This window comes from Sphingorhabdus sp., assembly GCF_041737645.1.
Lineage (GTDB): Bacteria > Pseudomonadota > Alphaproteobacteria > Sphingomonadales > Sphingomonadaceae > Sphingorhabdus_B.
Window position 1 is genome coordinate 73,104 of the sequence record NZ_JBGSRI010000033.1, and the last position, 21,599, is coordinate 94,702.

Annotated in this window: 20 protein-coding genes and 1 tRNA gene; 16 read left to right on the plus strand and 5 right to left on the minus strand. The window is 53.0% G+C overall.

Translation table 11 applies throughout. From position 1 onward, the window contains the following. The first annotated feature begins 15 nt into the window (after positions 1-15). Together proS and rnr are read left to right on the plus strand one after the other, a co-directional pair. Positions 16-1,545: a proline--tRNA ligase gene (gene proS / locus ACEW72_RS04305; protein ID WP_373475143.1), complete on the plus strand. Its 1,530-nt coding sequence runs from the start codon at positions 16-18 to the stop codon at positions 1,543-1,545. 165 nt (positions 1,546-1,710) lie between these two features. Beyond that, positions 1,711-3,969: a ribonuclease R gene (gene rnr, locus ACEW72_RS04310; protein WP_373475219.1), complete on the plus strand. Its 2,259-nt coding sequence runs from the start codon at positions 1,711-1,713 to the stop codon at positions 3,967-3,969. An 8-nt stretch (positions 3,970-3,977) separates the two neighbouring features. On the opposite strand, the gene ACEW72_RS04315 is transcribed toward rnr, so the two are convergent. Continuing rightward, on the minus strand, positions 3,978-4,433 hold the full coding sequence (locus ACEW72_RS04315) for a universal stress protein (protein WP_373475144.1): 456 nt from the start codon (positions 4,431-4,433) through the stop codon (positions 3,978-3,980). A gap of 153 nt (positions 4,434-4,586) precedes the next feature. On the opposite strand from ACEW72_RS04315, the gene ACEW72_RS04320 reads away from it, so the two are divergent. The 6 genes from ACEW72_RS04320 (at position 4,587) to ACEW72_RS04345 (ending at position 10,396) form a co-directional block, all read left to right on the plus strand. Then, the gene (locus ACEW72_RS04320; RefSeq protein ID WP_373475145.1) at positions 4,587-5,840 is read left to right on the plus strand and encodes a pyruvate dehydrogenase complex dihydrolipoamide acetyltransferase; all 1,254 of its coding nucleotides are present in this window, start codon (positions 4,587-4,589) and stop codon (positions 5,838-5,840) included. Positions 5,841-5,889: 49 nt separating this feature from the next. After that, on the plus strand, positions 5,890-7,281 hold the full coding sequence (lpdA, locus tag ACEW72_RS04325; protein ID WP_373475146.1) for a dihydrolipoyl dehydrogenase: 1,392 nt from the start codon (positions 5,890-5,892) through the stop codon (positions 7,279-7,281). A gap of 137 nt (positions 7,282-7,418) precedes the next feature. Next, positions 7,419-7,880, plus strand: coding sequence for a hypothetical protein (locus ACEW72_RS04330; protein ID WP_373475147.1), 462 nt, complete (start codon positions 7,419-7,421; stop codon positions 7,878-7,880). Between the two features lie 8 nt (positions 7,881-7,888). Further along, positions 7,889-8,539, plus strand: coding sequence for a phosphatase PAP2 family protein (locus ACEW72_RS04335; protein WP_373475148.1), 651 nt, complete (start codon positions 7,889-7,891; stop codon positions 8,537-8,539). 84 nt (positions 8,540-8,623) lie between these two features. Continuing rightward, positions 8,624-9,928: an amidohydrolase family protein gene (locus tag ACEW72_RS04340; protein WP_373475149.1), complete on the plus strand. Its 1,305-nt coding sequence runs from the start codon at positions 8,624-8,626 to the stop codon at positions 9,926-9,928. A 123-nt stretch (positions 9,929-10,051) separates the two neighbouring features. Continuing rightward, entirely contained in the window at positions 10,052-10,396 is a 345-nt protein-coding gene (locus tag ACEW72_RS04345; protein WP_373475150.1) for a hypothetical protein, read from the plus strand. A 15-nt stretch (positions 10,397-10,411) separates the two neighbouring features. Here the strand turns inward: ACEW72_RS04345 and chrA are convergent, their stop codons facing one another. Then, the gene (gene chrA / locus ACEW72_RS04350; RefSeq protein ID WP_373475151.1) at positions 10,412-11,725 is read right to left on the minus strand and encodes a chromate efflux transporter; all 1,314 of its coding nucleotides are present in this window, start codon (positions 11,723-11,725) and stop codon (positions 10,412-10,414) included. A 134-nt stretch (positions 11,726-11,859) separates the two neighbouring features. Continuing rightward, positions 11,860-11,949: transfer RNA gene (locus ACEW72_RS04355), tRNA-Ser, on the minus strand. Between the two features lie 251 nt (positions 11,950-12,200). Here ACEW72_RS04355 and ACEW72_RS04360 point away from each other — a divergent pair. From ACEW72_RS04360 to mazG, 8 genes are all read left to right on the plus strand, one after another. After that, positions 12,201-13,178 carry a lytic transglycosylase domain-containing protein gene (locus tag ACEW72_RS04360; RefSeq protein WP_373475220.1) on the plus strand — a complete coding sequence of 326 codons (978 nt, stop codon included), beginning with the start codon at positions 12,201-12,203 and terminating at the stop codon, positions 13,176-13,178. Further along, complete coding sequence (locus tag ACEW72_RS04365; RefSeq protein ID WP_373475152.1) at positions 13,162-14,124, plus strand: RlpA-like double-psi beta-barrel domain-containing protein; 963 nt, start codon at positions 13,162-13,164, stop codon at positions 14,122-14,124. Before ACEW72_RS04360 ends, ACEW72_RS04365 begins: the two co-directional genes overlap by 17 nt. A 224-nt stretch (positions 14,125-14,348) precedes the next feature. Beyond that, positions 14,349-14,984 carry a dTMP kinase gene (gene tmk / locus ACEW72_RS04370; RefSeq protein WP_373475153.1) on the plus strand — a complete coding sequence of 212 codons (636 nt, stop codon included), beginning with the start codon at positions 14,349-14,351 and terminating at the stop codon, positions 14,982-14,984. Beyond that, a complete protein-coding gene (locus ACEW72_RS04375; protein WP_373475154.1) occupies positions 14,981-15,943 on the plus strand; it encodes a DNA polymerase III subunit delta' in 963 nt (320 codons plus the stop codon). The genes tmk and ACEW72_RS04375 overlap by 4 nt, the downstream gene beginning before the upstream one ends. A 23-nt stretch (positions 15,944-15,966) precedes the next feature. Then, a complete protein-coding gene (gene metG, locus ACEW72_RS04380; protein ID WP_373475155.1) occupies positions 15,967-17,535 on the plus strand; it encodes a methionine--tRNA ligase in 1,569 nt (522 codons plus the stop codon). Continuing rightward, positions 17,532-18,311 carry a TatD family hydrolase gene (locus ACEW72_RS04385; protein ID WP_373475156.1) on the plus strand — a complete coding sequence of 260 codons (780 nt, stop codon included), beginning with the start codon at positions 17,532-17,534 and terminating at the stop codon, positions 18,309-18,311. The genes metG and ACEW72_RS04385 overlap by 4 nt, the downstream gene beginning before the upstream one ends. After that, the gene (locus ACEW72_RS04390; RefSeq protein WP_373475157.1) at positions 18,308-18,913 is read left to right on the plus strand and encodes a TIGR02281 family clan AA aspartic protease; all 606 of its coding nucleotides are present in this window, start codon (positions 18,308-18,310) and stop codon (positions 18,911-18,913) included. Before ACEW72_RS04385 ends, ACEW72_RS04390 begins: the two co-directional genes overlap by 4 nt. A 40-nt stretch (positions 18,914-18,953) precedes the next feature. Further along, a complete protein-coding gene (mazG, locus tag ACEW72_RS04395) occupies positions 18,954-19,730 on the plus strand; it encodes a nucleoside triphosphate pyrophosphohydrolase (protein WP_373475158.1) in 777 nt (258 codons plus the stop codon). 24 nt (positions 19,731-19,754) lie between these two features. Here the strand turns inward: mazG and hflX are convergent, their stop codons facing one another. After that, positions 19,755-21,074, minus strand: a complete 1,320-nt coding sequence (hflX, locus tag ACEW72_RS04400) for a GTPase HflX (RefSeq protein WP_373475159.1) — start codon at positions 21,072-21,074, stop codon at positions 19,755-19,757. Continuing rightward, positions 21,071-21,568, minus strand: a complete 498-nt coding sequence (gene hfq, locus ACEW72_RS04405; RefSeq protein ID WP_373475221.1) for an RNA chaperone Hfq — start codon at positions 21,566-21,568, stop codon at positions 21,071-21,073. Before hfq ends, hflX begins: the two co-directional genes overlap by 4 nt. Positions 21,569-21,599: the final 31 nt, after the last annotated feature.

The following is a 21,599-nucleotide window of genomic DNA, read 5'->3' on the forward strand; positions in this document are numbered from 1 at the left end:
ATAGCGGATATTGTTTTGATAAAAAATGCTTTGAACGTCACCCGCGCGCAAAATTTTGCTGGCTGGTATCAGGAGGTAATTTCGGAGGCCGATCTTGCCGAAGAGTCTGGCGTACGCGGTTGTATGGTCATCCGGCCATGGGGCTATGGCATGTGGGAGCGCATTCAGAAGTTGATGGATGCCGAAATCAAGGCGGCAGGAGTCGACAATTGCTATTTTCCACTCTTTATCCCGCTTTCGTTTTTTGAAAAAGAAGCGGATCATGTGGATGGATTTGCCAAGGAAATGGCGGTTGTAACGCATCACCGGCTCGTCAGTGACGGCAAGGGAAAGCTAATTCCCGATCCTGAATCCAAATTGGAAGAACCTTTGGTCGTTCGTCCCACATCGGAAACTGTTATTGGCGCAGCCATGAGCCGTTGGGTGCAAAGCTGGCGCGATCTGCCTTTGATGGTCAACCAGTGGGCCAATGTGGTGCGCTGGGAAATGCGGACACGTATGTTTCTGCGCACGAGCGAGTTTCTATGGCAGGAAGGGCACACCGCCCATGTCGACCGAGACGATGCGCTCAAAGAAACCATGCGGGCACTTGAAATGTACCGGTCTTTTGCCGAAGGCCCGCTGGCGATGCCCGTCGTGGCAGGGGAAAAGCCAGAAAACGAACGGTTCCCTGGTGCTGTCGCAACCTATTCGATCGAGGCAATGATGCAGGACGGCAAGGCCTTGCAGGCCGGAACGTCGCATTATCTTGGCACTGGTTTTGCCGAAAGTTCGGGAATCAAATATCAGGATAAGGACGGCGGCCAACAATTTGCCCACACGACCAGCTGGGGTGTTTCGACGCGCCTGATCGGCGGAGTTATCATGACACATGGTGACGATGATGGTCTGCGTTGCCCGCCCCAGATAGCGCCGTACCAGATCGTTATCGTGCCCATGCTGCGCGACAATGACGAAGACGATGTTGTACTGGACTATTGCCGCTCCTTGCGGTTCGAATTGCTCGCTTTATCCGCTTTTGGCGAACCGCTGCGTGTGCTGCTCGATACGAAAGCAACCAAGGCGTCCAACAAACGCTGGTCTTGGGTCAAGAAGGGTGCGCCGGTTATCGTCGAAGTCGGTCCCCGCGATGTCGCGGAAGGCAAGGCGGCGGTTTTGCGCCGTGACCGATTGTATAAAGACGATGGCAAACTCGACACAGCCTTTACCCCCCGCGCAGAGTTTGTGAGCGCGGCTGCCGCCATGCTCGAAGAAATCCAGGCGAACCTCTACACTGAGGCAAAGCAGCGCATGGATGCCAACATCCGCCGCGATGTGACCGATCTCGCCGTCCATTTTGCAGGCGACGAAGCCGGTTTTGCCGGATGGGTAGAGGTGCAATGGGCACGGCCAACCGGAGCTGCACTCGACAAAATCGTGGAGCAGTTGAAGGCCCTGAAACTGACCATGCGAAACAGTCCCCTAGATGCCGCAAAAGCTGATGGTCCGTGCTTCTTCACGGGCGAACCTGCGGTCGAGCGGATATTAATAGGGCGGACTTATTAGGGTCCAAATAAATGTTCGCGCGACGACGCGAAGACGCGAAGGATTGAAGCTAATGCTGAAGGTGGAAATATTGTCGGCTATATTTGTCGATGAAGCATTCGGAACGCATTTTGATAGCTTCGTGTCTTCGCGTCTTTTTGCGAACAGCAATATCGTTACCCAATCATCGTGAAAAAAGGACAAACCCCTGGTCTTCCAAGTCGTGAACAGATTTTGGCGTTTATTCAGGAAAGCAGTGAACCTGCGGGAAAGCGTGAAATCGCGCGTGAATTTGGGCTTCGGGGGAATGAAAAGATTGCACTCAAGGCGCTGCTAAAAGATATGACGGATGAGGGCCTTGTCGATATGGCCCCGGGTCGTGCCTTTCACAAAATGGGAGGCGTTCCCAAGGTTACGGTTCTAAAAATCGTCGGCATAGATGGCAATCAGCCAGTTGCAGTCCCGGAACGATGGGAAGCCGAGGGAATACCAGCACCCAAAATTCGGGTCATTGAAAGCAAGCGCGGCGCGTTGGCTATCGGCGACAGGATACTCGCCCGCACCGAAGAGCGCGGCAATGGCTGGGTGGCCCATGTCATGAAAAAGCTCGCCAAGGGAAGCGAGCAGATATTGGGCGTGGTCGAAGGCGACGACAACGGCCGTTTCTGGCTGAAATCGGTTGATAAGAAAGCGCGCTTTGACACACCCATCGGCGAAGTCGGAGAAGCCAAGGCTGGCGATCTGGTTCTCGCTGAACTCACCGGCAATGCACAACGCAAATCGGCTCGGGTCACGCAGGTGCTGGGCGATCCCTTTGCGCCGAAAAGCTTCAGTCTGATTGCTATCCACAAATATGGCATTCCTTTCGAAATGCCGGAAAATGCAGAAGTGGAGGCCGCTTTAGTCAGCCGCTTACCTGTCACTGCTGACCATCGCGAAGATTTGCGACATTTGCCTATCATCGCCATCGACCCACGCGATGCCCGCGATTTTGACGATGCGATCTGGGCGGCACCCAATGCCGAGACGGGAGGCTTTGATGCTATAGTCGCCATCGCCGATGTCAGCTATTATGTTCGCTCGGGCAGCGCGCTCGACCGCGAAGCAATGAAGCGCGGCAACAGCGTTTATTTCCCGGACCTTGTGGTGCCGATGCTTCCCCATGCTTTGTCTTCAGACAAATGCTCGTTGCGGGCAGGGGAAGATCGCGCCGTCATTGCGTGCCATTTGGCCATCGGCAAGACCGGCCAAGTGACGTCATGGCGTTTCACCCGCGCTGTGGCCCGGATTTCCGCCAATATTCCCTATCCCGATGCACAGGCCGCAATCGATGGAAAGATGGAAAACCCGCTCTTGGAGACCGCGCTCAAACCGCTTTGGGCGTGCTGGCGGTTGTTGGCGCAGGCTAGGAGCAAGCGAGCACCGCTGGAACTGAACCTGCCAGAAAAGCGCATCACGCTGGATGAACAGGGTCGCGTCACTGGCGTGGCGGAGCGCGAACAACTGGAAGCGCACCGGTTGGTCGAGGATTTCATGATCGCCGCCAACGTCGCCGCCGCCAAGGCACTGGAAGCGAAGAAATCGCCGCTTATCTACCGCGCCCACGAACCGCCGAGCCGGGAAAAACTGGTTGCGCTCAAGGAGTATCTACAAACATTCGATATTGATTTCGCGCTGGGGCAGGTCATCAAGCCCGAAACCTTCAATACGATCCTGAGCAAAGTCATTGACGAAGAAATTCGCCCGCAAATTATGGAAGCCGTGCTGCGGAGCCAGACCCAGGCCTATTATGGCCCGACCAATGTTGGCCATTTCGGGCTGTCACTGGGCAGTTACGCGCATTTTACTTCGCCGATCCGGCGATATGCCGACCTGATCGTCCACCGCGCCCTTGTCAGCGCTTATGGACTGGAAATGCCCAAGCCTGCCCATAAAGATATCGAAGGCATGACCGGCTTGACCGAAACAGCGGTCGCGAAGCTAGCCGCCACAGCAGAAGCCATAAGCCTTACCGAACGTCGCGCTATGGAGGCCGAGCGGGAGACGACGGACCGTTATATCGCCGCCTATCTGTCGGCACATGTCGGCGAAATTGTGCAGGCCCGCATCACGGGCGTCCAGAATTTCGGATTTTTCGCTACAGTTGAAGGGGTTGGGGGTGACGGTTTGGTTCCAGTCTCAACTCTAGGCAAAGATTATTTCCATTATGACGAGGCGAGCCAGACCCTGATCGGGGAAAAAACACGGCAGGAATTTCGCCCAGGCATGAAACTCGAACTGCGTCTGGCGGAGGCCAATCCAGTTTCGGGGTCGCTGCGTTTCGAATTGCTGGAAGGTGGTAGCTATGCTTCGGATCGGCCGCGACACAAAGGCAAGGCAGGTAAATTCGATGTCGGAAAACGTGGGCGGCCCCAAAATATAAGGCATCAAGGAAAGAGGCGATAATCGGCCGATTAGCTTAGATCATCAACGCTTTCAGCGCTTAGCGAACCGGGAATAACCATTACAGGGCAGGGCAAGGTTCCAGCATTTATGCCTGTAAAGTGCGCGATCAACGGCCCAGGCGCACCCTGTGCGGCCGACCCAAGCACCAAGGCGGCAATTTCGGGATGTTCGGCCAGCATTGCTTTCACGACCTCGATCGCGTCACCCGATTTGACAGTGATGGCCGGACGCATGCCCATTTCCTCGAAAATAGAGCCCGCGGCGGCAGTCACAAGTTCTTCTGCCCGGACCCGCGCTTCTTCTTCCATTGTGGCCTGAACGCCGCCCCATGCGACAAAATCCGCCTGTTCAACCAAAGCCAATATATGCAAAGCGCCGCCGGTCTTTGCTGCACGGCGGGATGCAAAGCGCAATGCCAGGCGTGCCTCGTCAGTTTCATCGATGACTACCAAATATGTCCGCATGCGTACCCCCCGACTTGCCCTTGTTGTTCAAGCCATTATGAATTCGTATAGCCTGCGCGAAATTTGATGGCTTGGCAACCTTATCGCGCTTGACGCTGGGGAAAGCTTGGCTATTCGATGAACTGAAATCTTGACCCAGAAAAGGCCGTTCGAATGCCCATAGAACTCAAAATGCCCGCTTTGTCCCCCACGATGGAAGAAGGCACACTTGCAAAATGGCTGGTGAAAGAAGGGGACAAGGTTTCATCTGGTGATTTGCTGGCCGAAATCGAAACCGACAAGGCGACAATGGAGTTTGAAGCGGTTGATGAGGGCATCATCACGAAATTGCTGGTTGCCGAAGGGGCCGATGGCGTAAAAGTCGGCACTGTAATCGCAACAATTACAAGTGAAGATGAAGACCCGTCGGTTGTGACGCCTGCGAAACCCGTAATAGCGGCAACCATTTCGCCCAAGATGGAAAATGTTGCACCTGCGCCTGTTCGCGCCGCTGTTATTGCGAAACCTGAGGGGGGCCGGATTAAGGCCAGTCCGCTTGCAAAGCGTATTGCATCTGAATTGTCTATCGACCTTTCGACAATCACTGGAACGGGCCCGAACGGCCGAATAGTGAAAGACGATGTTGTTGCCACGCCAGCAATTGCGGCACCCGTTGCAACACTCGTTCCGACACCGCCTGCGGCGATCGCTGCACCGGCATTAGTTCCCGATTTCGGAATTCCGCATGAGGCGATCAAGCTTTCCAATATGCGTAAAACAATTGCGCGCCGCCTGACCGAGAGCAAGCAACAGGTCCCGCACATTTATCTGACAGTAGATGTGCGCCTGGATGCGTTATTGAAGCTTCGCGCCGAATTAAACGGTGCGTTGGAGGGGCAGGGCGTCAAGCTTTCCGTCAATGACCTGCTGATAAAGGCGCTGGCCAAAGCCTTGATGCAGGTACCAAATTGCAACGTGTCCTTCGCTGGCGATACTATGCTGCAATATAGCCGCGCCGACATTTCGGTCGCGGTTAGCATACCGACGGGCCTGATTACGCCCATTATCGTTGACGCTGGCAACAAGTCGGTGTCCGCAATTTCGACCGAAATGGCAGCACTTGCGGCCAAGGCCAAGGAGGGCAAGCTGCAACCCCATGAATTCCAGGGCGGCACCGCCTCCATTTCCAACATGGGCATGATGGGCATTAAGCAGTTTGATGCCGTTATCAACCCGCCACAGGGCATGATCCTAGCCATTGGGGCAGGTGAAAAGCGGCCTTACATCGTCGACGACGCATTGGCGATTGCCACGGTCATGTGCGCCACCGGCAGCTTCGACCACCGCGCAATCGACGGAGCAGATGGGGCGATGTTGATGAAGGTGTTCAAGGAATTGGTCGAGAAGCCTTTGGGGTTGGTGGCTTGAGGGAACTGTCTGCCAGCGGCGGAAACGGTTTAGAATTTGGAGTTATCTTGTGAGCAATTACGACCTTATCGTCTTAGGCTCCGGCCCAGGTGGCTATGTCGCCGCTATCCGCGCCTCCCAACTTGGCTTGAAAACCGCCATTGTCGAGCGGGAGAATCTTGGCGGCATCTGCCTCAACTGGGGCTGCATTCCCACCAAGGCGTTGCTACGCTCGGCGGAAATCTATCATTATATGCAGCATGCGGGCGATTATGGCCTGACAGCCGCCAACATCAGTGCAGATATCAATGCGGTGGTGAAGCGGTCGCGCGGCGTTGCCAAGCAGCTCAATCAGGGCGTCACGCATCTGATGAAGAAAAACAAGATCACCGTGCATATGGGCGACGGCAAGCTGACCGCGCCGGGCGCGTTGACGGTGACCAACGACGGCAAAGTCGAAGAGCTGACGGCGAAGAATATCATCATCGCCACAGGCGCACGCGCGCGCGACTTGCCCTTTGCCCCTGCCGACGGAAAGCGGATCTGGACCTACCGCCATGCGATGGTACCACCGGAAATGCCCAAGAAGCTGCTGGTTATTGGCTCCGGTGCCATCGGTATCGAATTTGCAAGCTTCTACAACGACATGGGCGCCGAGGTTACGGTTGTCGAAATGATGGACCGCATTGTTCCTGTCGAGGACGCAGACGTCTCAACTTTCCTTGAAAAGTCACTGACAAAACAGGGAATGACGATCATCACCAGTGCAGGCGTGGAAAGCTTGAAAGCCACGGCAACGGGAGTTTCCGCCTCGATCAAGGGCAAGGATGGCAAGGTTGTGAATGGCGAATATACCCATACCATCGTCGCCATCGGCATCGTCCCCAACACCGAAAATATCGGGCTTGAGGCTTTGGGCGTCGAAATGGACCGCGGGTTCCTGAAAACCGACCCGATGTGCCGCACCAACGTACCGGGCCTGTGGGCCATCGGAGATGTGACCGCTCCGCCGTGGTTGGCGCATAAGGCCAGCCATGAAGGCGTTATTGCCTCTGAAGCCATCGCGGGTGGCCACCCGCACGCAATGGATCCGCTGAATATCCCGGGATGCACCTATTGCCACCCGCAAGTCGCAAGCGTTGGCATGACCGAAGCCAAGGCCAAGGAAGCAGGTTATGACGTAAAAGTCGGCAATTTCCCGTTCATCGGCAACGGAAAAGCAATCGCACTGGGCGAGGCCGAAGGTTTCATCAAGACCGTGTTCGACGCCAAAACCGGCGAATTGCTAGGGGCGCATATGGTCGGCGCAGAGGTAACCGAGCTGATCCAGGGCTATACTATCGGCAAAACCGCTGAACTGGTCGAAGTCGACTTCATGAACACCGTCTTCCCGCACCCGACCTTGAGCGAGATGATGCACGAAAGCGTGCTCGGAGCTTATGGCAAAATGATCCACATGTGAGGCGGACTGTTCTGAAATACTCTCTACGCGGGAGCATGTATCGCGTCTTAATTTTCGGAGGAATCGCTGCTCTTTGCTTTTGGCTGGCTTCCTCTGAGCCGCATGAAACGCGGGGGCGACGGGCGTGGCTCTCAGCTATGAATGCAGATTCTGATGGTTGGCTGTTTCTTTTGCTATTTGGCAGCTTTGGAGCGGTTTTTGTTTTTTTAGCGGCAATGTCGGTCTGGCATTTTTTTGTTGATGAGCCAGCTGTTGTTATTGCTGAAGAAGCCGTTTGTTTTCACCCCAGCTTTCCGTTCACGCCGGATTCAATTCTTTACTCAGAAATTCAAACAGTGCTGTTTGCAAGAGCCGATCGGCTTCCCAAAAGTGTCAGCGAAAATATTGCTAGCGGGTTATCGCCGGCAGCTAGCTTCGGTGGAAACATGGGAGCGAAATGCCGGTCCGCTTTGAGGATCTACTACCGCAGCAAGTCTGACAAAGATAAGAAAGTCACTATCATGGACAATGCTGTTGAAGGAGGTGAACGTGCTATCCTCCAGTTCGGTGCTTCACTAAAGAGAGAGTTGAAACGTCGCGGTTTAGCGGCTGGTAAATAGGCGTGACTTTGGCGTTTCCGATTCGTTTGCTAGCATGTGCGGCTACATTATTCGCACTCGTCATCGCCCTAGGCTTAGCCGTCGCGGCAGGCTATTTCCGCACATTCGATCTCGCCGTCTCAAGCGCCCTCAATATGCAGCGCGGCACCTCGCCCGATTGGCTCATCCTCGTTATGCATGGCATCAGCTGGATCGGCGGGGGTATCCAGCGTTACATCATTATCACCATCCTTACGATTGCGCTCTGGCGCTGGTGGGGTTGGGGCGCGGGGCTGGCGATGGGGCTGACCTCGCTGGTATCTGCATTTACCTCCGAATTATTGAAGGCCTTTTTTGCACGGATGCGTCCTGATTTTGTCCCGCATCTCGATGCCGTAACCAGCGCCGCCTATCCGAGCGGCCACGCCAATAACGCGGCAGTGGTCTACATACTCTTCATCATGCTTGTCCCGCAGGCGCGGCATCCGGGTTGGCAATTGGCTGCAGCGGTCATGATAATCCTTACCGGGCTTTCGCGCATCATGCTCGGCGTACATTGGCCAACCGATGTTATCGGCGGATGGATGCTCGGCACCGCGTTTGCCTTGACGGCAGCCGCCGTAATTGCCTGGCGGGAACATCAACGGCTGGCTGCATTTCCGTCTGTACTTGCTCCTTAATATTCGTTTCGAGCCTTTTTCGCTGTCCTACACGCGGCGTTTTTGCCATCCTGCAGACTCAATGATGTTGTAGGATATCTAAACATGGAAATGACTGTGAACTTCGTCAGAAAAGCGCGCAATTTGGCGCTGTGTGGCGCTGCACTTTTTGCGACCGCGGCGAACGCGCAGAATATCGTTATCACCGGCGACAGGATGGTCGATGTGCTGACCGGGAAGGTCATTGAATATCCGGCGATTTTCGTGGGCGAGGACGGACGGATTTCCAGCATTGCCGACGCTCGTACCGTCAGGTGGGGCAGCGACGTCAAGCACATCAACCTGTCGGGCAAGACATTGCTTCCCGGCCTGATCGATATGCACGTCCATCTGGACGGCCCTGCGGACATTGGCGGCTATCGCGGGCTGGAGTTCACCGACAGTTTCTGGGGCATGACCGCCGTAGGCAATGCACATGCGATGCTGAAAGCGGGCTTTACCACCGTGCGTAACGTAGGCGCTGGTAACCGCAACGATATCGGCCTGAAGCAAGCGATTGAAAATGGCTACGCAATCGGTCCGCGTATCGTACCCGCCGGCTATGCGCTTGGCGCAACAGGCGGGCATTGCGATTCAACCTTTTTACCGCCCAGCCTTGAAAAACCCGAAAAAGAAGAAGGCATTGCAGACAGCCTGGATGAATTGCGTTATCAAGTCCGGCGTCAACGCAAATATGGCGCGGAAGTCATCAAGGTGTGCGCCACGGGCGGCGTGTTTTCCCGCAACACCGAACCAGGGCAGCAGCAGCTAACCGAGAGCGAACTTCGCGTTATTGCGGATGAAGCGCATCAATGGGGAATTCGTGTCGCAGCCCATGCCCACGGCGGAGATGGCATTAAAGCTGCAATCAAGGCAGGTATTGATACGATCGAACATGCCAGCCTGGTCGACGACGAAGGGATTAAGCTGGCGGCGTCACGGGCGCGTCCGGTTTGGTTCTCGATGGATATCTACAACACCGAATACACCCAGGCCGAGGGCGCGAAAAATGGTGTGCTTGAAGATAATCTTAGAAAAGACCGCGAAGTTGCTCAAATACAACGGGATAATTTCCGAAAAGCACATAAGGCCGGGGTCAAGATGGTTTTCGGTTCGGACGCCGGCGTCATGCCGCATGGCGAGATCGGCAAGCAATTCCGCGTCATGGTCGAATATGGCATGACTCCGCTCGAAGCAATCCAGGCCGCAACCCGCAACGGCGCCCAGGCACTAGGCAGGGAAAAGGATGTAGGGGCCATAGCAGTGGGGCGCTTTGCCGATATCATTGCAGTTAACGGCGATCCATTGGCCGATGTACGTGAACTTGAGTCGGTAGACGCGGTTGTAAAAAGTGGCAAACTGATCGAGTAATTGGACCACATTCAGCTTAGCTGCAGCGATGTTAGTGCATTGATATCTGGATCACGAATGTGGTACTTGATGTAAGCAAGGTTCACAGAACCGAAAAATGGACACGTAGCCGGGGGAATGAATATGTTGACTTTGGTCGCCGCAAGTATGCTGAGCATGGCCGCAATGAAGGCCGATCCGATGGATGACGCCAGAAAAGCATTCAACAACTGTATGATCGAAACCCATAACAAGGGGATTGACGATAAGACGCCGCCCAATAGCTTTACAAAAATTGCAGACGAGGCATGTACTGCCGAACGCACCGCATATCGCAACATATTGATAAAATCGGAACGGTCATATGGGTCAAGCCAGAAAGATGCCGAGAAATTTGCGGGCGAAGAAGTGCAGATGATCGTTGACTCGCTCGTCTCCGGCTTCAACGAAAATGTCGAAAACAATGCTAAGCTTACACCTGAAAAATAGGCGAAGCGGAAGAGTTTAAACCACCCACCCCAAGACTAGACCCCCAAGGCTTGTGGCCACAAGGGTTTTGATAACGCTCCATTTAAGACGGAATATCAGGGCCGCGGCCAACAGCGAGAGCAGGGCAGCTTGCCAGTTAAAACTCATCGGGTCGGGACTATAAAGCCGGACAGGCCCGAAATTTTGCTCGCTAACGCTGGCGAACAGCAAATGTAGCGCAAACCACATAGTCAGATTGGCAATTACGCCGACAACAGCGGCCGTCAATGTCGCGAGCCCACCTTTTAGCCAATGTGCATTTTCCAGCCGCTCGATCCAGGGTGCAAAGGCGAAAATCCAAAGGAAACAAGGCGCGAAAGTAACCCAAGTGGTCAAGCCTGCGCCAATGATACCAGCGAGCAGCGGCGTAAAAGGATCAGGCGCACGAAATGCCGCAAGAAAGCCGACAAATTGCGTGACCATAATCAATGGCCCCGGGGTCGTTTCGGCAAGCCCCAGACCATCTGCCATTTCACCGGCAGACAGCCATCCAAAACCCTGCACCGCTTCTTGAGCCATATAAGCGAGCACCGCATAGGCCCCGCCAAAGGTGACGATCGCCAACTGCGAGAAAAAGCTGCCTATTTTCCAAAGCACATGATCTTGCCCGACCGTCAGCAACACGATTACCATTGGCGCAGCCCAAATCGCCAGCCACAGCGCAACCGTCTGCATCGTTTTGCCCCATGGCCGCGCGGTTGCGACAGGCGCGGCATTTCCAGCCTTTAACGCCAAATATTCGGGCCGTAGCTGCGCCGTCGCAATTCCGATTAGTCCGGCCCCCAGAACGATGAGCGGAAACGGAAGGTTAAAGAAGAACAGCGCCACAAAAGCCGCCACAGACATAGCCTGCTTAAACCGCGTATTCAGCGCACGCCCGCCAATACGGATGAGCGCTTGCACCACAATTGCAAGAACGGCGGCTTTCATCCCCAAAAACAGGGCAGCGAACCACTCAAGATTAGCGGCATAAGCATACAGAATAGAAAGCGCCAAAATAATCAATGCGCCGGGAATGACAAACAGCAAACCGGCCACTAACCCACCCTTCACGCCATGCAGACGCCAGCCAATCCAGGTCGCGAGTTGCTGCGCTTCGGGGCCGGGCAGTAAGTGACAAAAGTTTAGCCCGTGGAGATATTGATCTTCATTGATCCATTTGCGTTCTTCAACAAGTTCGCGATGCATCAACGCAATCTGACCCGCCGGTCCGCCAAAGCTAAGACAGCCGATCCGCGTGAAAACACGGACAAGTTCTGAAAAAGCCGGGATCATAATCTGGGACGCCATGTTCACTCCAAGTCTTAAACGCCCGAAAAACGGGACGAAAAAGACAACATTTGGGCGAAGCGCCTATTCGGGAAGTTGCCTTGCCCCGATGAATTGGTCGTAGCTCGAACCAAATATTCAATGCAAGGAAAATATGGCGGACAGGGTGGGATTCGAACCCACGGTGAGCTTCCACCCACGACGGTTTTCAAGACCGTTGCCTTAAACCACTCGGCCACCTGTCCGCGAAGAAATTGCCCCTAGCTAGCAATTCGCGGCCATGCAAGCGGTGAGATATCAAAATTGCAGCGCATTTGCGTTGGATGGCCTGTCATTAACGACCAAAGTCATTCACACATCCGGCTTCTTGTGGCAGTGTCTATGCCGTAATAAACCGAAGGGATTGATTGTGATTGTCGGCAAAGGCGCACGTATAAAAGGGCTTGGTCTTTTTCTGCTTTTATTGGCGCAGCCATGCCTTGCACAGGACGCCGTTATGCCTGACCAGCGCGCAATTGCGATGGAAAGCGGCTTTCGCGTCTATCTTTCGCAGGTGCGGCAGCGGGCATTGAATGAAGGTGTATCGGTGAAGACTGTTGATACGGTTCTTCCTTCGATCAGCTATAATGAACGTGTCGTTCGGCTTGACCGTTCGCAACCCGAAGGCGCCACCGACGCGCCTGTTCCCAATTTCGCCCCCTATAAGGCACGGCATGTGGACAGTGCGCGGATCAACCGAGGCCGCAGCAAATATGCCGAACTGCGCCCAATGCTTGGACGGATCGAGACGGAAACCGGCGTACCTGAAGAGATGATGATCGCAATTTACGGCCACGAAACCAATTATGGAACCGTGACCGGCAATTATAACGCGCCTGAAGCGCTTGCCTCGCTTGCATATGAGGGCCGCCGCCGAAGCCTGTTCGAGGCGGAGCTGATTGCCGTATTGAAAATGATCGACCGCGGTGTCCCGCAATATGCGATCACGGGAAGCTGGGCAGGGGCACTGGGCAAACCACAATTTTTGCCGTCGGTATATCTCAGGCTGGCGCGGGACGGCGATGGTGACGGATATGCAGATATCTGGAAAAGCGAAGTCGATGCGATGACATCCATCGCCAATTATTTTGTCAAATCGGGTTGGCGACGCGATGAAGAATGGGGCTTTGCCGTTACAATTCCGGCGTCGTTTGAACGGACCGCTGTAAAGTCGTTGATGACGGCGCCACGCTGCCCGCGGGTATTCGCACGGCACAGTAAATGGCTAACGATAAGCGAATGGCGGCAATTGGGTGTTACTCCCGAACGTGGATTTTGGCCAAAAGACACGATGCTGGCGACTTTGATCGAACCTGACGGACCGGGGAAAACCGCCTATTTACTTGGTGGCAACTACCGCGTGATATTGGATTACAATTGTTCCAATTTTTACGCACTTTCGGTGGGGTTACTGGCTGATGAGGTTCGCAAATAAAACGATTATAATGTTGGCGATGTGCGCCAGCCTGTCAGCGTGCGGGGCATTGGGCAAAAACCAAACAGCGGCAACTGCGGCGGCCGTGGCACCAACCGGACCTATATTGAGCGACGACCCCGCGGCAATCGGGGCGCCTTATATAATTGCAGGTGTTACTTATACTCCGCAAGACAATCCGACTTACGACGATGTGGGTTTTGCCGGCATAGCGTCAGCCGAAGGACCCACCTCGACACTTGCAAATGGGGAGTTATTCAACCCTTCTAGTGTGTCGGCGTCACACAGAACCTTGCCTGTTCCAAGTTATGTTGAAGTGACGACGCTCGATAGTGGCCGCACGATCCTGGTTCGGATCAATAATCGCGGCCCAATGGCGGGTGACAGTTTCATCGAACTTTCGCCGGCGGCGGCAAAACAGCTTGGCATTGAAACGCAAGAATTGACCGCGGTTCGGGTTCGGCGGGTAAATCCTCCAGAGCAGGAAAAAGCAGTGCTGCGCGAAGGTGCGACGGCGACTGAACGCCTGGCGACGCCAGAGTCTTTACTTAGGGTTCTACGCAACAAAATCGCAAGTCAGCGGCCATCGGTAGTTATTGAACCGAAGCCGAATTTGATCGAAGTTGAAAAAGTCGAGGCTAAGCCTGCAAAAATCGCGGTGCCGGATTCTGGCAAGCCGCCAATCAAGGTCAAGGAAATTACGGCGGCCAAACCTAAGGTCGCTGGAAAAACAAATGGCAATTATGTCGTTCAACTGGCTGCGTTTTCCGATCAAAAACGGGCCGATGAGATGGCCCGCAAATATGGCGGGACCGTTGTTTCGGGTGGTTCTGACAAGCTTTATCGCGTTCGGATGGGACCATATGCGACAAAAACCGAAGCGGAGACGAGCCTGAAAAACGCGCGAACAAAAGGGCTTTCCGGGGGCCAGATATTGCGGAACTAAGGGCTCCGGCCTTCTGATTGCCCATTCGACCGGCATATAATCGTGTAATTTTTAGTTTGCCGATTTCTTTGGCACTGGCATTATGTCTGCGCTGGTTACATATCCGGCGCAGGGTTCCAACAAATTGAGAGCGAACATATTTTGTCGGTGATGTTCAAAAAACATGATGTGCTGGACGAACCGTCCTGCGTGTCCGGTGCAGTATCAAATTATCGAGTGATCGCATGAGCAATTATGGGCGCTTTCTGTCTGTAGAAGGCGGCGAGGGCGTTGGTAAATCAACGCAGATTGTTGCCCTGGCGGACGCCATTCGAAAAGCCGGGTTTGATGTTGTCATAACGCGGGAGCCGGGTGGAACTCCTGGCGCGGAGGCAATACGTCAATTGCTTCTGGGCGGAAGCGCGGAGCGGTGGCTGCCGCGGGCCGAAGCGTTGTTATTCGCCGCGGCAAGAAGCGACCATGTTGAACGCCTTATTAAACCGGCGCTTGAAAGCGGGAAATGGGTTATTTCAGACCGCTTTCTGGATAGTAGTCGTGCCTATCAAGGCGGCGGATCGGGGATTTCCGACACCGATATTCTGGCATTGCACAAAATCGGTAGCATGGGCTTGCTTCCTGACCGGACACTTGTCCTGCGACTGGATACCCATGAAGCGATAGAAAGGGCTGCTGTCCGCGATGCGGGGCAAGCTGATCGCATCCAAGGCAGAAGCACCGGGTTTCATTCGGATGTCGACAGTGCCTTTGTAAGCTTTGCAGAGGTTGAGGCTCGCGTAAGGCTCGTGGATGCGTCGGGAACCTTACAAGCAGTCACATCACGATTGCTGTCCGAAATTGCCGACCTTTTGGTTGCATCGTGACAGAATTTATCGGGCATGATGCGGCATGGCGGCAATTTGCGTCGGCTTTGGATTCAGGAAAACTGCATCATGGATGGATATTGGTGGGGCCGCGCGGCTTGGGCAAGGCAGGCTTTGCCCGTCGCGCCGCCGCGGCGTTAGTCGATCCGCAGGGGCAATATGCATCGATGATCGAACGTGGGTCGCATCCTGATATTCTTACGATCAAGCGCTTGCCGAAAGAGGCGGCCAAAGATGGCGAAGAGAATGATCCTGATGCGGAGCTAAAGCGCAGCATTTCGATCGACCAGATCCGGCAGCTGCAAGCCGCCCTGACCACAAGGCCGGGTTTATCCAACAAGCGTGCAATCATCATTGATGCCGCCGATGATCTTGAACGAAGCGGCGCGAATGCACTTTTGAAATCTTTGGAAGAACCGCCGGTCGGGACATATTTCCTGCTTGTGAGCCATGCAAGCGACCGGTTGTTACCGACGATACGTTCACGTTGCCAACTGTTGCGTTTCGAGCCGCTGGATCAGCGCGATATGGCGGCCGCGCTGCGTCAGGCTGCACCTGAAATAGACAGTGCGGAGATGGATGCCTATATCAGAATTGGCAAAGGCGCACCGGGGCAAGCCATTGATTTTATGGGGCTTGATCTCGGCAAGCTCGAAGACGCCATGACGTCAATTTTGCAAACAGGCGACCGGAGCAACCAGATACGAAGCGCGTTGGCAGAACAGCTTTCGTTAAAGGCATCCCAACCACGCTATGAAGCCTTCCTCCGCCTTGTTCCTGCGTTTATTGCCAATTGCGCCCGCGAACTGAAAGTAAATGATATTGTTCATGCAACCGAAGCTTGGACCAGTGCAAGCGCGCTCGCCAACAGAGCGATAACGTTGAGCCTGGATAAGCAGAGCGTTGTTTTCCAAATGGGAAGCTTGCTGGCATCGTTGCAACCGAATAAGGCTACGTAAACTAATCTACAGCAAGAGTTTTCATGTCCGATCCTTTTTACATTACGACCGCCATCGCTTATCCGAATGGCAAACCGCATATCGGCCATGCGTATGAGGCAATAGCGACCGACGCTATTGCGCGTTTTCAGCGCTTGATGGGCCGCGATGTTCGCTTTGTGACAGGTACTGACGAACATGGTCTGAAAATGGTCCAAACGGCGCGCGCGGCAGGGCGTGATACGCTGGAATTTGCAGATGAAATGTCTGGCTATTTCAAAGATATGTGTGACACACTGAACATATCTTATACCGCGTTCTTAAGGACAAGTGAAGAGCGGCATCACAAAGCCAGCCAAGCTTTGTGGAAGGCAATGGAAGGCAGCGGCGATTTGTATCTTGATCGATATGAAGGTTGGTATTCTGTCCGTGACGAAGCATTTTATGATGAAAGCGAGCTTATCGCCGGGGAGGGGGATGTAAAGCTCTCTCCTCAAGGTACACCGGTTGAATGGACGGTTGAGGAAACGTGGTTCTTCAGGTTGTCGCGCTACCAGGATGCACTGCTGAAACTGTTTGAGGAATACCCCGAATTTATCCAGCCTGAAAGTCGCCGCAACGAAGTCATGCGCTTTGTCGAAGGCGGATTGCGGGATTTGAGTGTTTCTCGAACGAGTTTTGACTGGGGCGTAAAAGTGCCCGGTTCACCCGATCATGTCATGTATGTGTGGGTTGATGCCCTAACGACTTATATGACCGGCGTGGGTTATCCCGATAATGATCCCGAATTTTCGCGCTTTTGGCCTGCCGATGTCCACATCATTGGAAAGGATATTGTGCGATTTCATGCTGTTTACTGGCCGGCTTTTCTGATGTCCGCCGGTTTACCTCTTCCCAAGCGTATATTCGGTCACGGTTTTCTGCTTTCACGTGGCGAGAAAATGTCGAAGTCGCTCGGTAATGTCGTCGATCCGATGGAATTGGCGCAGTTATTCGGCGTTGATGCTTTGCGATATTTTTTCCTGCGCGAAGTAAGCTTCGGGCAAGATGGAAGTTACAGCGCAGAGGCCATTGTTACGCGTGTAAACGCAGATCTAGCCAACAGCTTTGGCAATTTGGCACAACGTACATTGTCACTGATTTTCAAAAATTGTGACGGATATTTGCCCGAAATACATGGGCATCATAAAGATGACGAAGAATTGTTTCGAACTATTGGCGATGTGGTAACCAACCAGATACCCCAACATTTCCAGTCGCTTGCAATGTCGCAAGCCTTGGAGAGCTGGATGCAAGCAGTATTCGCATGCAACGCGTATATTGACGCGCAAGCACCATGGACTTTGAAGAAAACAGATCCGCAACGCATGGAAACAGTCTTAGCCACATTGTTCATCTGCATCGCGCAACTGGCTGTAGCTGCGCTCCCTGTTATTCCGGAAAGTGCCGAAAAACTACTGGATCAGATGGGCATACCGTCGGCGGTACGCAGCTTTCATTTAATCGGTTCGCATTGGTATTCAGGCCATGCCGAGAGCAATTATCGCCTGCAACAACCGCAAGGACTTTTCCCGAGGTTGGAACTACCGACAGAGGAGGGCAGTGAAGCGTGAGTCTTGTCGATTCCCACTGTCATCTCAATTACAAGGGCCTGATCGAACAGCAGTCCGAAGTTTTGGCGCGTGCTCGTGACGGTGGCGTGACTGCTATGTTGAATATTTCGACCCGTGAAAGAGAATGGGATGAAATTCTAAACCTTGCCGAACAACATGAAGATATTTGGGCATCTGTCGGTATTCACCCGCATGAGGCCGATGGTCATAAAGGTATAGATTCACGCAAATTAATTGATCGAGCAGCAAACAAACGGGTCGTCGGAATAGGGGAGACAGGGCTCGATTATTTCTATGACCATAGTGACCGCACGCAACAGCAGGCCTCGTTTCTGGAACATATTGTAGCAGCGAGGGAAACTGGCCTTCCATTGATTGTCCACACCCGTGATGCCGAAGAAGATACGGCCCGGATGCTATCGGAAGAAATGGCAAAAGGCCGTTTTAGCGGTGTCATCCATTGCTTTACCGCAAGTGCCGATTTTGCAAAAATTGCCCTTGGGCTTGGCTTTTATATTTCACTGTCGGGCATAGTAACATTCAAAAATGCCAAGGATTTGCAGGAAGTTGCCCGTTGGCTTCCGGTCGATCGGCTTTTACTGGAGACCGATTCCCCATTTCTGGCACCCGTACCACATCGCGGAAAGACTGGAGAGCCTGGCTTTGTCGCCGACACCGCCCGGTATGTCGCCGGCATTCGCGGAATAACGTTTGAACAGATCGCGCAGCAGACAAGCGCCAATTTTTACCGACTTTTTTCAAAGGCTGCCCCATGAATTTAAACGAAGATGGGCCTTCACTCATCTGGGGTGTAGTTTGCGTCATATTGCTAATCGCGTCTTTGGCCGCAAGGCGGATGTCATTTGGTGAAGCTGCCAAAATGGCACTGGCGTGGGTTGCGATTTTCGCCGCTCTTTTTGCCGTTTTTAGCTTTCGGTTCGAATTCCTGGCAATATGGGACCGGGTCAAGTCCGATTTTGCAGGCACATCGAGCCAGTCAGTCAGTGGAGAAGCAATCGAGATTAAAAGGCGGGACGATGGCCATTATTGGCTGCAATTAGAGGTAAATGGCACACCAGTGCGGTTCTTGATTGATAGCGGTGCAACAACAACAGCGATCAACGAAAGCACGGCTGTTGAAGCTTCGATAGATGTTGATCGCAGTGGCTATCCGGTGATTATTTCAACGGCTAACGGCCGTGTTACTGCAAAACGTGGGTCGATACAGACATTGGTAATTGGCCCGCATCGCATACAGAAACATCCAGTTGTAGTTTCAGAGAGCTTTGGCGATACAAATGTGCTGGGTATGAATTTTCTCGACACAATGAAAAGCTGGAAAGTTGAAGGGAATGTTATGACCCTGCAACCTGAATAGCACTGATTACTTAACATAATATATATTATCGAACTTAAAAATGCCAAAAGAAGAAACTGCCGATATTACTCCCCTGACGTCGATCATGTCGCGTTTGCGTGACCGGGACACCGGTTGCCCGTGGGACATCGTACAAAATTTTTGTAGCATCGCGCCATATACGATCGAAGAAGCCTATGAAGTCGCCGATGCAATCGATCGCGATGACATGGATGCGCTGAAAGACGAACTTGGCGATTTGTTGCTACAAGTCGTATTTCACAGTCAGATGGCGACTGAAAGCAATATATTTAATTTACAAGATGTTATAAATGGAATCTGTGATAAAATGACACGCCGTCACCCACATATCTTTGGTGATGTCGATGTTCATGATGCCGCAACCGTAACGTATAATTGGGAAAATATAAAAGCGGCTGAACGCAGTTCAAGCACCGATCAAAGTGCGCTTGCAGGAGTCGCCATTGCCCTACCCGCCTTACTTCGGGCCCAGAAAATTCAAAAGCGTGCAGCGCGCACGGGTTTTGACTGGCCAGACGTTCAAGGTGCCAAAGCCAAGATTTTTGAAGAAATAGAAGAAGTTGAAGCAGCAAATTCGCAAGACGAACTGACTGACGAAATCGGTGATCTTTTATTTGCCGTCGTGAACGTAGCGCGTTTTCATGATGTTGATGCGGAACATGCCCTAAAATCCGCAAATGCAAAATTTGAACGTCGTTTCCGTGCAATGGAAGCGATATCAGGTGAAGGGTTCGCGAAATTGTCTCTCGTTGAAAAAGAAGAGCTCTGGCAACAAGTAAAGTCGCAGGAAAAGTAGATTTTTCCTTTGCGGAGCGTTACTTCAATTATCCGAAAACTGCTTTTCGAACTGCCCCCAAAGCTGCCGGCTGAGCGAAACCTCAACAGATAAAAAATCGCCCACTTCCCGCCCGACATCGACCTTCCCGCGTGCGTGCAGCCAAGCCAGCAATGCACCATTATCAATGGGGATATTCAATGTTCGTACTTCATTTCGTTTGGCAATTATCGATGACAAGAGCGTCTTAAACGCATCAATCCCCTCACCTGTTTCTGCCGATAGAAGTTGAATGCTATCATTCCGTTTGGCGATCGCATCCAATTCCTGACATCTTTCATCGGTCAATAAATCTATCTTGTTCCAAATTTCTATAATTTCCGGGCCTTGCGACGGATCTTCAGCATTACCAATGCCCAGATCCCGCAATATCGACAACACATCATCACGTTGCGCGTCGCTCTCGTTATGAGCGATATCGCGGACATGAACGATAATATCGGCCGAAATAACCTCTTCCAATGTCGCACGGAATGCTGCGACCAGTTGCGTAGGAAGATCTGACACAAACCCCACAGTGTCAGATAATATCGCCTTTTCTACGCCTGGAACTGAAATTTCCCGCATTGTCGGGTCCAATGTTGCAAATAGCATATCTTCGGCAAGTACGGATGCGCGCGTCAGCCGATTGAACAAGGTTGACTTGCCTGCATTGGTGTAACCGACAAGTGCAATAACCGGCCAAGGCGCGCGTTTGCGCCGGGCGCGATGCAGCGATCGGGTTCGCTTCACCTCGTCCAATTCACGCCTTAGCCGTGCCATCCGGTCGCGGATCATTCGCCTGTCAGCCTCAATCTGTGTTTCACCAGGTCCACCCAGGAAACCAAAACCCCCGCGCTGTCGTTCTAAATGGGTCCAGCTGCGAACCAACCGGCCAGCCTGATAATCGAGATGGGCCAGCTCGACTTGCAACCTGCCTTCTGCGGTTGCGGCCCGTTCGCCAAATATTTCGAGGATCAACCCGGTCCGGTCGATGGTTTTCAAGCCCGTCTTTTCTTCCAGATTCCGTTGTTGAATAGCGGTGAGCGCCGCATCGACGATCAAAAGATCTATTTCTAATTCTCGCCCGACCTTCGCGATTTCATCGACCTGCCCTCCCCCCAATAAGGTCACGGCACGCGGGCTTCGAACCCGATAATGCTTCTTGCGAACAACATTCAAGCCGATAGCGAGCGCAAGACCTTCAGCCTCGTCAAGTCGTGCTTCTGGCCCGACCGACGCCTTGCCGGGTAATTCAGGATAAATGATAAGTGCGCGTGCGCCGCGGGCAAATTCGTCCGTTTCACTGCGATTAAAAACGCTCAAACATCGCCCTCATCAACACCTTGATTATATTCCGCCAAATTTACAGGATGTGCAGGTTGAATTGTAGACACGGCATGTTTGTAAACAAGTTGCGTTGTGCCATCGCGTTCAAGCAACAACGAAAACAGGTCGTATGCGGCAATTGCACCCTGCAACATTACGCCATTTACCAGAAAAGTGGTAACCGATTCGCGTTTATCACACATGGCATGGAGAAAAATATCCTGCAACATGCCAGCCCGATGGGTCATTCGTGACATCATATCTTCAAATATAGCGCGATCAGGCGAAGATGAGGGCATAATTGTGGAAATAGAGTGCTTGTAAACCAGTTGCGACATACCGTCGCGGCGCAATAGAACCGAAAAATTGTCAAACCATGTAACAACACCCTGTAGTTTAACTCCTTTTACAAGGAACATGGTTACCGGTGTTTTTGACTTTCTGAGGGAGTTCAGAAAGAGGTCTTGAAGACCATTATTCTTTTCAGTCATTGTCATTTTCCGTTTATCTTATGTTTTTGCA

Coding starts and splice junctions, on each gene's coding strand:
- ACEW72_RS04315 (WP_373475144.1), bottom strand. CDS start 4,433: ATGCGGACATATTTGGTAGTCATCGATGAAACTGACGAGGCACGCCTG.
- ACEW72_RS04320 (WP_373475145.1), top strand. CDS start 4,587: ATGCCCATAGAACTCAAAATGCCCGCTTTGTCCCCCACGATGGAAGAA.
- ACEW72_RS04330 (WP_373475147.1), top strand. CDS start 7,419: ATGAATGCAGATTCTGATGGTTGGCTGTTTCTTTTGCTATTTGGCAGC.
- ACEW72_RS04340 (WP_373475149.1), top strand. CDS start 8,624: ATGGAAATGACTGTGAACTTCGTCAGAAAAGCGCGCAATTTGGCGCTG.
- ACEW72_RS04345 (WP_373475150.1), top strand. CDS start 10,052: ATGTTGACTTTGGTCGCCGCAAGTATGCTGAGCATGGCCGCAATGAAG.
- chrA (WP_373475151.1), bottom strand. CDS start 11,725: ATGGCGTCCCAGATTATGATCCCGGCTTTTTCAGAACTTGTCCGTGTT.
- ACEW72_RS04360 (WP_373475220.1), top strand. CDS start 12,201: ATGCCTGACCAGCGCGCAATTGCGATGGAAAGCGGCTTTCGCGTCTAT.
- ACEW72_RS04365 (WP_373475152.1), top strand. CDS start 13,162: ATGAGGTTCGCAAATAAAACGATTATAATGTTGGCGATGTGCGCCAGC.
- tmk (WP_373475153.1), top strand. CDS start 14,349: ATGAGCAATTATGGGCGCTTTCTGTCTGTAGAAGGCGGCGAGGGCGTT.
- metG (WP_373475155.1), top strand. CDS start 15,967: ATGTCCGATCCTTTTTACATTACGACCGCCATCGCTTATCCGAATGGC.
- ACEW72_RS04390 (WP_373475157.1), top strand. CDS start 18,308: ATGAATTTAAACGAAGATGGGCCTTCACTCATCTGGGGTGTAGTTTGC.
- mazG (WP_373475158.1), top strand. CDS start 18,954: ATGCCAAAAGAAGAAACTGCCGATATTACTCCCCTGACGTCGATCATG.
- hfq (WP_373475221.1), bottom strand. CDS start 21,568: ATGACTGAAAAGAATAATGGTCTTCAAGACCTCTTTCTGAACTCCCTC.